We start from the raw sequence: 11784 nt of genomic DNA, 5'->3' as shown, positions 1-11784 counted from the left end.
CGATCCCCCGCCGAACGGGCACGCGCACGGCGTCATCAGCGGCGGGCGCGACCTGGTCAGCGACACGGCGTTCCTCGCCGAGGTCGCGGACGAGTTCGCCGCTACTCCTCGGGGTCGTCGATCGCGACCAGCCGGGGGAACGACCGCAGCACGGGGCTGAGCGTCGTGCCGAGCGCGGTCACCGCGAGCCCGGCCGCGCACAGCAGCACCGCCGTGTGCTGGCCCGCGCCCATGACCAGGCCGCCGACCAGCGGCCCGAGGACGGCCGCGCCGCCCGCGCACAGACCGGCCAGTCCGCTGAGCCTGCCGCGCATCTCGTCCGGCGTCACCATGAGCTGGTAGGTCATGACGACGGTGTTGGCCACCGGCGCGAACAGCGCCGCGCCCGCGAGCAGCAGGCCCATCGGCAGCCCGGCGGGCACCAGGGACATCACGGCTGTCATCAGCGCGGCGATCCAGGTGAAGCCGATGATGATCACCGACGGCGGCAGGAGGGAGTGCAGCTGCCCCGCGAGCACCGCGCCGAGCAGCCCGCCCGCGCCGATGCACGCCATGGTGAGCCCGATCTGCCCCGCCCCGACCTGCTCCTCGCCGGAGGACGCGATCACCACGATGACGAGCGCGCCGAACGCCGTGTTGGCCAGGACCATCCACGCCATCGTCGTGCGGATCACCCGGTGCCCGAGCAGCCACTTCACGCCCTCGACCAGGTCACCGGCGACGCTGGTCCGCTCCTCCGCGGGCACCGGCGTGCGGGCGGGCAGCCGCAGGAACAGCAGCGCCACCAACGAGAACGCCAGCATCAGCGCGTCCGCGAGGAACGGGATCGTGCGGTGCCAGGCGAAGAGGAACCCGGCGAGCGCGGGCCCGAGCAGCGTGGCGATGAACGGGCGCGCGGTGTTGCGCGCGACCGCGTCGCCGAGCTGCGACTCCGGCACGACCTGCGCCAGCGTGGCGTGCTCGGCCGGTTCGAACACCGAGCTGAGCGCGCCCTCGACCACCGCGACCACCAGGACGTGCGGGAACGAGTAGGCGTCCACCAGCAGCGCCACCCCGATGCTGGCCAGCCCGACGACCCGGACCGCCTGGCACAGCACCATCACGCGCTTGCGGTCCCACCGGTCGGCCACCACCCCGGCGGGGACGTTGGCGGCCATGTGCGCCGCCGCCACCGCGGCCGCCACCAGGCCCATCTGCCACGCCGACCCGCCGAGCGCCAGGATGAGCAGGGGGAACGCGACGAACGTGATCTCGGTGCCCAGCTCCGAGAAGAGCAGGCTGCTCCACAGGATGTTGTAGTTCCGGTTGCGGGACAACCGGACGGGCGTATCGGTCACGACCACTGAGGACCCCACTTGTCGTCGCGGCGGGCGAGCCTGCCGCCGACCTGCACCAGATCTATCTCCCCTGACCGCGGGTCGCGGAGGAACCGGCCGTCGAACCGGCCGGAGCCGGTCAGCACGAACCGCAGTTCGCCGAGGAACTCCAACCGGTCCCCCGTCGCCATCACGAGTCCGCCGTCGGCGGCGCGGCTCACGGTGAAGTCCATCGGGCCGTTGACGAACCGGCCGACGCACGCGGTCGGGCCGTGGCCCGGCACGGCCGGGGAGGACGGCGTCGAGTGGTCGGGCACCGCGACGTCGAGCTGCCGGAGCAGCTCCTCCCACAGCCGTCGCCCGCCCGCGGAGTTCGTGGTCAGCGCGACCGCGTCCCCGGTGCGCGGGTCGACCCGCAGGTGGCACGAGGTGCCGTCGCCGTTGCCGTCGTGGCCGAACCAGTCGCCGTAGGCGGCCCAGCCGAGGCCCCAGCCGTCGGCCATGCCGTACGGGCCGATCGCCACGCCGTCGAGCTGGTCGCGGAACATCTCGGGCAGCTCGTCCGCGCAGAACACGGCGAACGCGAGCAGGTCGGACGCGCTGAGCGCGAGCCCGCCGTTCGGCGCTTCCACCGGCAGCCCGGACTCGTGCTCGACCCGCTTGCCGGTCAGCGAGTACCCGGCGGTGACCGGACCGGGCTCGATGCCCAGCGGCCGCAGCAGGATCGACTCGACCGCCTCCTCCCACGACAGGCCGGTGGCGTCCTCGACGAGCTGCCCGACGACCGTGTAGCCGATGTTGGAGTAGGAGAACGCGAACCCCGGCGGGTACGCCAGGTCGGCGGCGCGGCAGTTCCGCGCCACCCACGCCCGGCGGTCGGCCGTGTGCTCGACGTCCTCGTCGATGTTCGACGCCAGACCGGCGGTGTGGGACAGGAGCTGCCGCAGCGTGTACCCCTGCGGGTGCCGCTCGTCCAGGTCGAGGTCTCCGTCCTGGACGAGCAGCGCCGCCAACGCCGCGGTGAACGGCTTCGTCAGCGATCCCAACGGGAACGCGGTGTGCGCGTCGATCCCGTCCCCGGTGCGGCTCACCGCGGTCCGTCCGCCGAGCCGCACCGCGAACTGCGCGCCCGGCACGCCCGCCGCGTGCGCGGTCCGGGCGAGGTCCGTCTCGACCGTCGTCATCGTTCCTCCAGGTGGGCGGCGACGGACCGCAGCGCGGCCCGGAAGTCCTCCGCCACGCGCCGGACGGTGGCGGGGTCGTGGACGTGGCCGGAGAAGTACCACTCGAACGCCAGCACGCCGTCCTTCGCGGCGCCGACGACCTCCAGCAGGTGCGTCCGCGGTCCGGCCGCGTCCTGCTCGCTGCCGATCGGGTCGCGGAACGCGTGGACCAGCGCGCCGGGATCGGCGGACGCCGACCCGTCGACCTGGCCGTGGTAGTTGAACAGCACCTCGGACTTGCCCGGCAGCCCCGGCGTGCCGCGCAACCGGCGCAGCAGGCCGTGGCCGAGGCCCTTGCCCGGAACGGCGCGCAGGGTCCGCCGCACCGCCTTCACGGCGGCGGGCCACGGCCCTCGCGGCACGTCGAGCACCACGGGGTACTCCGAGGTGAACCAGCCGACCGTGCGGGAGAGGTCGACGTCGTCGAAGATCTCCTCGCGGCCGTGGCCCTCCAGGTCGATCGCCACCCTGGAGTCGCCGGTCCACCGGCCGAGCGCGGACGCCAGCGCGGTCAGCAGCACGTCCGGGATCGACGTGCGGAACCGCGCCGGGACCTCGCGCAGCAGCGTGGCCGTCTCGGCGGCGGTGAGGGACACCGACACCGTGCCGATCGAGCCCGCGATGTTGGGCCCGTCGCCGTCGACCGGCAGCGGCGCGCACGCGGGCAGCGCCGACCAGTAGGCGACCTCGTCGTCCACACCGCCGTCGGTGACGTGCGCGTCGAGCAGGCCCGCCCAGCGCTGGAACGAGGTCGTCTTCGCCCCCAGGTCCACCGGCTTCCCGGCGACCGCCTGGCCGTAGGCCTCCTCCAGGTCCTCGGTGAGGATCCGCCACGACACCGCGTCCACGACCAGGTGGTGCACGGTGACGAACAGCCACGGCCGTTCTCCGGGACCGAAGTCGATCAGCCGCGCGGCCAGCAGCGGGCCGTCGGCGAGGTCGAGGCTCGACTCCGCGTCGGCGGCGGCCTTCTCCGCCGCCGCACGCCGTTCGCCCACGGCCGCCGTGGACAGGTCGACCCGCCGCAGCGGGACGCCGTGCTCCACAGCCGCGTTGTGCTGCCGCCACCCGTCCGGGCCCGCCTCGAAACGCATCCGCAGCGCGTCGTGGTGCCGCACCAGCGCCTCCAACGCCGTCCGCAGCGCGGCCTCGTCCACCTCGGCCGACAGCTCGACCAGGGTCGACTGGGTGAGCCGGTGCGGCGGCGTGCGGTAGACGTCGAAGAAGTCGCGCTGGATCGGCGTGAGCACGACCGGGCCGTGCACGGGCGCGTGGTCCGCCGCGCGCGGCGCGTCGGGCGTGGCCACGCGGGCGAGCAGCGCGACCGTCTGGTTGAGGAACAGGTCCTTCGAGGAGAACCGCACGCCCGACCGGCGGGCCTTGACCACGACCTGGATGCTCAGGATCGAGTCGCCGCCCAGTTCGAAGAAGTTGTCCTCCACGCCGATCCGGGCCGGGTCGACGCCGAGGACGTCGGCCCAGATGCCGACCAGCGCCGTCTCCGTCTCGTCGCGCGGGGCGACGTGGACGGTCCCGGTCGCCGCGCCGTCGGGCGCGGGCAGGGCGGCCCGGTCGACCTTCCCGTTGACCGTCAGCGGGATCCGGTCGAGCACCACGAAGAACGCGGGCACCTGGTAGGCGGGCAGCGACCGCTTGGCGAAGTCGCGCAGGTCCGCCGCGGACGGCTCGCCTCCGGGGGTCGGCACGACGTAGGCCACGAGCTGCGGCACGCCCGCCAAGTCGTCGCGCACCACGGCCGCCACGTGCGCCACCTCGGGGTGCGCGGTGAGCACGACCTCGATCTCGCCCAGCTCGATCCGGAACCCGCGCACCTTCACCTGGTCGTCGGACCGGCCGAGGTACTCGACCGACCCGTCCGGCAGCCACCGCCCGAGGTCGCCGGTGCGGTACATCCGCGTGCCCTCGGGGCCGAGCGGGTCGGCGACGAACCGCCCGGCGGTCAGGCCGGGCCGGTTCAGGTAGCCGCGGGCGAGCTGGACGCCCGCCAGGTACAGCTCGCCCGCCACCCCGACCGGCACCGGCCGCAGGTGCGCGTCGAGCAGGTAGGCGCGGGTGTTCCACAGCGGACGGCCGATCACCGGCCGGGCGTTGTCGGCCAGCCGGCAGCCGAGCGCGTCGACGGTGAACTCCGTCGGCCCGTAGTAGTTGTAGGCAGTGGTGGCGGTACTGGCGTGCAGGTCGCGCCACAGGGCCTCGCCGACCGCCTCGCCGCCGAGCATCAGCACACTGGGCGCGCGGCGGGCGGGGTCCAGCAGCCCGGCGGCCACCAGCTCGGTCGCGTACGTCGGGGTGAGGTCGAGGACGTCGATCTCCCGCCCGGCGATGTAGTCGACCAGCTCGTCCGGCTCCCGGCGCAGGTCCTCGCCGACCACGTGCAGCTCGTGGCCGTCGAGCAGCCACAGCAGGCCTTCCAGCGACGTGTCGAACGAGAACGCGGCGGTCACGGCCATCCGCATCCGGCCCTTCGCCTCGCACCGGACCAGTTCGGCGCGGTGGTCGAGGAACAGGTTCGTCAGCCCGCGGTGCTCCACGACGACGCCCTTCGGCGTGCCGGTGGAGCCCGACGTGTAGATCACGTACGCCGGGTTCTCCGCGCGAGCCCGGCCCGCCGGGTCGGTCGACGGGACGTCGCCGGAGTCCTCGCCGCCGGTCAGCACCAGCGCCGGGGCGGCGTCGGCGAGCATCAGCTCGACCCGGCGCGCGGGCAGCTCGGGGTCGATCGGCAGGTAGGCAGCGCCCGCCTTCCACACCGCGAGCACGGACACGACGAAGTCCGTGGTGCGCGGGCAGCGGATGCCCACCACGGCCTCCGGCCCCACGCCCTGGGCGACGAGGTGGTGCGCCAGCCGGTTCGCCCGCGCGTTCAGCTCGGCGAACGTCAGCGTGGCGTCCGGCCCGACCAGCGCCACCACGTCCGGGGTCGCGGCGACCTGCCGCTCGAACACGGTCGTGACGGACTCCCACTCCTCGGGGTGGTCGGTCGCGTTCCACTCCTCCACGACCTGGCGGCGCTCGACCGCGTTCAGCAGCGGCACGTCCACCAGCGGCCGGTCCGGCGCTTCGGCGACCGAGGTCAGCAGGTCCACCAGGTGGCCTGCCATCCGGTCCACGGTGGACTCGTCGAACAGCGCGGTGCTGTACCCGATGGCCAGCCCCAGCTCGCCGTCGCGGTCGAAGTAGTCGAACGTCAGGTCGTGGCTGACGTCGCCGCCCACGATCGGCTCCGGCTCGGCCCGCAGGCCCGCCAGGTCCGGCGCGCGGGACGGCGTGTTGTCCAGCACGACCATGACCTCGGCCAGCGGGTTGCGGCTGGGGTCGCGCTCGGGGCTGACCAGGTCCACGATCCGCTCGAACGGGATGTCGTCGTGGGTGAACGCGCCGAGCACCGTGTCCCGCACCCGTGCCAGCAGGCCGGTGAAGGGCAGCGCCTCGTCCACGTCGGACCGCAGCACGACCGTGTCGACGAAGAACCCGACCACGCCTTCCAGCTCGGTCCGCCCGCGCCCGGAGGACGCCGTGCCCACGGTGATGTCCCGCTGCCCGCAGTACCGGGCCAGCAGCAGCTTCGTCGCGGCCAGCAGCACCATGAACGGCGTCGCGCCCCGGTCGCGGGCCAGCGCCTTGAGCGCCTCCACGACGTCGACCGGCAGGTCGACGAACCGCACCGCGCCCGCCGACTCGCGGATCGCGGGTCGGGGCCGGTCGACCGGCAGCGCCAACGGGCTGACGCCCGCCAGCCGCTCGCTCCAGTAGCCGAGGTGCCGGTCCACGTCCGGGCCGGACAGCCGGTCCCGCTGCCAGGCCGCGTAGTCCGCGTACTGGATCGGCAGCGGGGCGAGGTCCACGGCCGTGCCGGTGAGGGCCGCCGAGTAGCAGGCGCCGAACTCGTCGCCGAGCACGCCCATGGACCAGCCGTCGGTGGCGATGTGGTGCATGACCAGCGCGAACACGTGCTCGCGCGGCCCGACCCTGACCAGCGTGGCGCGGAACAGCGGCCCGGTGCGCAGGTCGAACGTCTCCGACGCCAGCGCGCGCAACCGTTGTGCCACCTCGGTTTCCGAGGCGTCGATCAGGTCGACCTCGCGGACCTCGGGCTCGCCCGCGGGCCGGACCACCTGCACGCCGACGCCGTCGACGTCGGAGAACGTGGTCCGCAGCGCCTCGTGCCGTTCCACCAGCGCGCGCAGCGCGGAGCGCACCGCGGCCGGGTCCAGGTCGCCGTGCAGCCGGTAGCCGAGGACGGTGTTGTACTCGGTGCTGTCAGGCTCGAAGTCGTTGAGGAACCACAGCCGCTGCTGGGCGAACGACAGCGGCAGCGGCCCGGACCGGTCGACCGGGGTGATCGCCGCGTCGACGGCGTCCTCCGCGGACAGGGCGGCCGCGAACGACTCGATCGTCGGGGTGTCGAACAGCTGCCGGGGCGAGGGCGATCCGCCCAGCACGGCCCGGACCCGCGACACGATCCGGATGCTGCGGATCGAGTCGCCGCCGAGGTCGAAGAAGTCGTCCAGGACGCCGACCTCGTCGAGGCCGAGCACCTCGGCCCAGATCTCCGCGACCGCCGTCTCCACGCGGGTGCGGGGCGGCACGTGCTCGACGCCGCCGCCGAGCGTGCCGACGTCGTCGGGCTTCGGCAGCGCCCGGCGGTTCACCGTGCCGCTCGGGTTCAGCGGCAGCGCGTCCAGCCGCACGAAGGCGGTCGGCACCGCGTGCGCGGGCAGTCCGGCGGCCAGGTGCGCCTTGAGGTCCACCAGGTCGATATCGTCCACAGTGGACACCAGGTAGCCGACGAGCCGGACGTGGTCGCCGTCGCGGACCACGGCCGCCGCGGCGGCGTCGACCTGCGGGTGGCGGACCAGGACGGACTCGACCTGGCCGAGTTCGACGCGGAAGCCGCGCACCTTCACCTGGTCGTCGGCGCGGCCGACGAACTCCAGGTTCCCGTCCGTGCGCCAGCGCGCCACGTCGCCGGTCCGGTACACCCGGCCGCCCGGCCGGAACGGGTCGTCGGTGAACCGCCGCGCGGACAGCTCCGGCTGACCCCAGTACCCGCGGGCCACGCCGTCACCGCCGATCAGCACCTCACCGGCGACACCCACCGGGACGGGCCGGTCGTGCCGGTCCACCACGTGCACGGTGGTGTTCCACAACGGGATGCCGACCGGCACGAACGGCCGGTCGGTCGGGCTGTCGGCGGTCACCCGGAACGCGGTCGAGTCGACCGTGGTCTCGGTGGCGCCGTAGGCGTTCACGACCACCGTGTCCGGCCCGACGCCCGCCAGCACCTCCAGCGAGTCCGCCGCGGGCCAGCCCTCCGAGCCGACCATCAGCACCCGCAGGCCGGTCAGCCGCCGACCGCGCGCTCCCGCCTCCTGCACGAGCGCCTTCGCCAGTGCGGGCACGGTCACCATGACGTCCGCGCCGGTCTCGTCGAGCAGGTCGACCAGGACGCGGGGGTCGGCGACGTCGGCGGACGGCACGACCACCATCGAGCCGCCGAACAGCGCCGACAGCAGGAAGTCGGAGAAGAACAGGTCGACCGACAAGCTCGACACGGACAGCGTCCTGGGCCGCGCGCCGGTCAGCCCGTACCGCGCGTCCCACGACCGGACCATGTGGTGCACGCTGCCGTGCTCGACCATCACGCCCTTGGGCCGCCCGGTCGAGCCGGACGTGTAGACCACGTAGGCCAGGTCGTCCGTGGTGACGGCGGTGTCCGGCACGGTCTCCGGCAGGCCGGACAGGTCCACCTCGTCGACCAGCACGACGGTGGTGTCCGAAGTGGACACCAGTCCGGCGTGCCGCCGCTCCCCCAGCACCACGGCGGGCGCGGCGTCCTCCAGCATCACGGCCAGCAGCGCGGCCGGGTAGTCGGGAGCGAGCGGCACGAACGCGCCACCCGCCTTCAGCACGGCCAGCAGCGCCACGACCGCGTCGAGGCCGCGGTCCAGGCACACGCCGACCAGTCCGCCGGGCCGCACGCCGAGGCCGACCAGGTGGTGCGCCAACCGGTTGGCCCGCGCGTCCAGTTCCGCGAACGTGAGGGTGGCCGCCCCGCACACGACCGCGACCGCGTCGGGGGCGGCCGCCGCCTGGTCGGCGAAGAGGTCGTGCACGAGGCGGACCGGCGGGACGGGCACGACCGTGCCGCCCCAGCCACCGAGGAGCAGGTCGCGTTCCGGCCCGGTGAGCACGGGCAGGTCGGCGACCCGGACCTCGGGGTCCTCCGCGAGCGCGCCGAGCACCGTGACGAGGTGGCCGAGCATCCGCTCGGCGGTGGCCTCGTCGAACAGCGCGGGGTCGAACCCGATCGACAGGTGCAGCTCGGCCTCCGCCGCGGCGGTGATCGTGAGCGCGTAGTTGGTGCGCTCGTCACCGCTGTAGTCGCGGACGGTCAACCCGTGGCGGGTCGCGGCGTCCTCGTCGTACGGATAGTTCTCGAACACCACGATGCTGTCGAACAGCGCCGAGCCGCGCGGGAGTTCGCCGCACGCCTGGATCTCGGCGAGCGACAGGTACTCGTGGTGGCGGCACTCGACCTGCTCCTGCTGCACGCGCGCCAGCCAGGTCAGCGCCGACTCGTCGTCGGGCACGGCGATCCGGGCGGGCACGGTGTTGATGAACAACCCGACGATGGACTCAGCGCCGGGCAGGTCGGCGGGCCGACCGGACACCGTCGCGCCGAAGCACACGTCGTCGCGGCCGCCGTAGTGCTCCAGCAGCACCGCCCACGCGCCCTGCACGACGGTGTTCACCGTGATCCGCGCGTCCTTGGCCACGGCGTACAGCCGCGTCGCGAGCGCCTCCGGCAGGCTGCCGCGCACGTCCCGCGCGGTCTGGGACCGGTGCGCGCGCAGGGGTTCGCGGTCGAACGGCAGCGGGGTCGGCTCGGTGAACCCGGCCAGCACGCCGCGCCAGTGGGCCTCGGCCTCCGCGCGGTCGCGCTCGGCCAGCCACGCGACGTAGTCGCGGAACGGGCGGCGGGCCGCCGCGCCGGTGGTCTCGGCGTACTGCTCGAACACGTCGGACAGCACGTGCGCGAAGCTCCAGCCGTCGACCACGAGGTGGTGGGCCGACCAGAGGACCCGCACCTCGTCGTCGGTCAGCCGGGCGATGACCAGCCGGATCAGCGGCGGCCGGGCCAGGTCCAGCTCCCAGTCCTCCCGGCGCTCCCACCGCTCGGCCAGCACCTCGTCGCGCCGGTCGGCCGACAGGTGCCGCAGGTCGAGGTGCTCGATCGGCACGGGCGTGTCGCGGTGCACGACCTGGAGCGGTTCGGCGACGTCCTGCCACACCACGGCGGTCCGCAGCACCGGCGTGCGGTCCACGACCCGCTGCCACGCGTCCGCGAGGGCGATCGGGTCGGTCACGCCCGCCAGCACGGCGCTGAACCGCCCGGTGTACAGGTCGGTGGACTCGGCCAGCGTGTGGAACAGCATGCCGCTCTGCATCGGCGTGAGCGGGTAGACGTCCTCGACGTCCCGGCCGTCGCCGACGATCCGGTCCACTGTGGACTGGTCGAGCCGCGCGAGCGGGAAGTCCGACGGGGTCGCGCCGCCCGCGTCCGGCCGGGCGCAGTGCGCGACGACCTCCCGCAACGCCATCAGCACGGCCTCGGCGAGCATCCGCACGGTCCGGGCCTGGTGGACGTTCGCCGAGTAGGCCCAGCGGAACTCCAGCTCGTCGCCGTCGACGATCCCCGTCAGCTCGATCAGGTGCGCGCGGCGCTGCTGGGCGACGCGCTCGACGCCGCCGGGGTGCTCGCACCAGCCGAGGTACAGGTCGCCGGACGTGGAGGTGTCCATGCGGCCCAGGTAGTTGACGGAGATCTGCGGCCGGACCTCGGCGGGCGCGCGCTTGCCGAACCGGCGCAGCGCCCCGTAGCCGAGGCCACCGCCGGGGATCGCCCGGAGCTGCTCCTTCACCGACTTGAGCACACCGCCCCAGTCGGGGCCCTCCGGAACGGTCAGCGCCACCGGGAAGGCGGTGGTGAACCAGCCGACCGTGCGGCTCAGGTCGACGCCGGGCAGCACGTCCTCGCGGCCGTGGCCCTCCATCTCCACCAGCAGCGAGCGGCTGCCCGTCCAGTTGGCCAGCACCCGGCCCAGCGCGCCGAGCAGCACGTCGTTGACCTGCGTGCGGTACACCTCGGGCACGCGGCGCAGCAGGGCGGCGGTGGTGTCGGCGTCCAGCCGCACCGAGATGGTGCGCATGGACTCCACGGTGTTCACGCCGTCGCCGTCGACCGGCAGCGGCACGACGTCGGCCGGGAAGCTCCACCGCTCCAGCTCGTGGTCCAGCCCGCCGGACACCACGTGGTCGCGCAGCCGGTGGGACCACTCGCGGAACGACGTGGTCTTCGGGCCGAGGTCGACCGGCTCGCCCCGGCGGGCCTGCTGGTAGCCGGTGTCCAGGTCGGACAGCAGGACCCGCATGGAGACGCCGTCGACCACCAGGTGGTGCGCGACCAGGAACAGCCGCGCCGGGCGTCCCGGCCCGAAGGTGAACAGCAGCACCCACAGCAGCGGCCCGGAGGCCAGGTCGAACCCGGTCTGCGCGGCCGTGGTCGCCGCGCGGACCGCCGCCTCCTCGTCGTCGACCCCGGACAGGTCGATGCGGCGGAACACGTCGACGTCGTCGGGTTCGGCGTTGCGCTGCGCCCACTCGCCGTCGTGGCGCTCGAACCGCAGCCGCAGGGCGTCGTGGTGCGCGGGCAGGGCGGCGACGGCGGCCTTCAGCGCGTCGACGTCCAGGTCCTCGGTCAGCTCCAGGAACACCGACTGGCTGAACCGGTCGGCGCTGGGGGCCAGCTCCTCGAAGAACCACCGCTGGATCGGCGTCAGCGGCACGTCGCCGACGACCGGGCCCTGCTCGTGCACGGGCGCGGCGGCGTCGGCCGAGTCGGCCTCGGCGGCGAGTTCGGCGATGGTGTGCTTGAGCAGCGTCTGGCGCGCGGTCAGCCGCACGCCCGCCTCACGGGCCCGCGCCACGACCTGGAGCCCGAGGATGGAGTCCCCGCCCAGGTCGAAGAAGTTGTCGTCCACGCCCACGTCCGGCACGCCGAGCAGGCCGCTCCACACGTCGGCGAGCACCCGTTCGGTGTCGGTCCGCGGCGCGACGCGCCGGGTGCCGGTGTCGCGGGGGGCCCCCCCGGGGGGGGCGGGCCCCCCCCCCGCCCACACCGCGGCCCACCCCCCCCCCCCCCCCCGCGCCCCCCCCCACCA

3 protein-coding genes are annotated in these 11784 nt (G+C 74.3%); all 3 read right to left on the bottom strand.

All coding sequences use genetic code 11. From position 1 onward, the window contains the following. Nucleotides 1-101: 101 nt before the first annotated feature. From ACFWW9_RS43665 to ACFWW9_RS43655, 3 genes are read right to left on the bottom strand one after another with little or no spacing between them, the layout of a single operon-like run. Nucleotides 102-1343 carry an MFS transporter gene (locus ACFWW9_RS43665; protein WP_390389116.1) on the bottom strand — a complete coding sequence of 414 codons (1242 nt, stop codon included), beginning with the start codon at nucleotides 1341-1343 and terminating at the stop codon, nucleotides 102-104. Beyond that, nucleotides 1334-2500, bottom strand: coding sequence for a serine hydrolase domain-containing protein (locus ACFWW9_RS43660; RefSeq protein ID WP_390389114.1), 1167 nt, complete (start codon nucleotides 2498-2500; stop codon nucleotides 1334-1336). The genes ACFWW9_RS43665 and ACFWW9_RS43660 overlap by 10 nt, the downstream gene beginning before the upstream one ends. Further along, nucleotides 2497-11652 (bottom strand): amino acid adenylation domain-containing protein, encoded by a 9156-nt coding sequence (locus ACFWW9_RS43655; protein WP_390389113.1) that lies wholly within the window; start codon nucleotides 11650-11652, stop codon nucleotides 2497-2499. The genes ACFWW9_RS43660 and ACFWW9_RS43655 overlap by 4 nt, the downstream gene beginning before the upstream one ends. Nucleotides 11653-11784 lie beyond the last annotated feature (132 nt).

The sequence above is a fragment of the Umezawaea sp. NPDC059074 genome (assembly GCF_042738955.1).
In the GTDB taxonomy this organism is placed as follows: domain Bacteria; phylum Actinomycetota; class Actinomycetes; order Mycobacteriales; family Pseudonocardiaceae; genus Umezawaea.
The sequence above is the reverse complement of the archived record's forward strand: the minus strand, read 5'-3'. Positions and strand labels throughout refer to the sequence as shown.

Coding starts and splice junctions, on each gene's coding strand:
- ACFWW9_RS43660 (WP_390389114.1), bottom strand. CDS start 2,500: ATGACGACGGTCGAGACGGACCTCGCCCGGACCGCGCACGCGGCGGGC.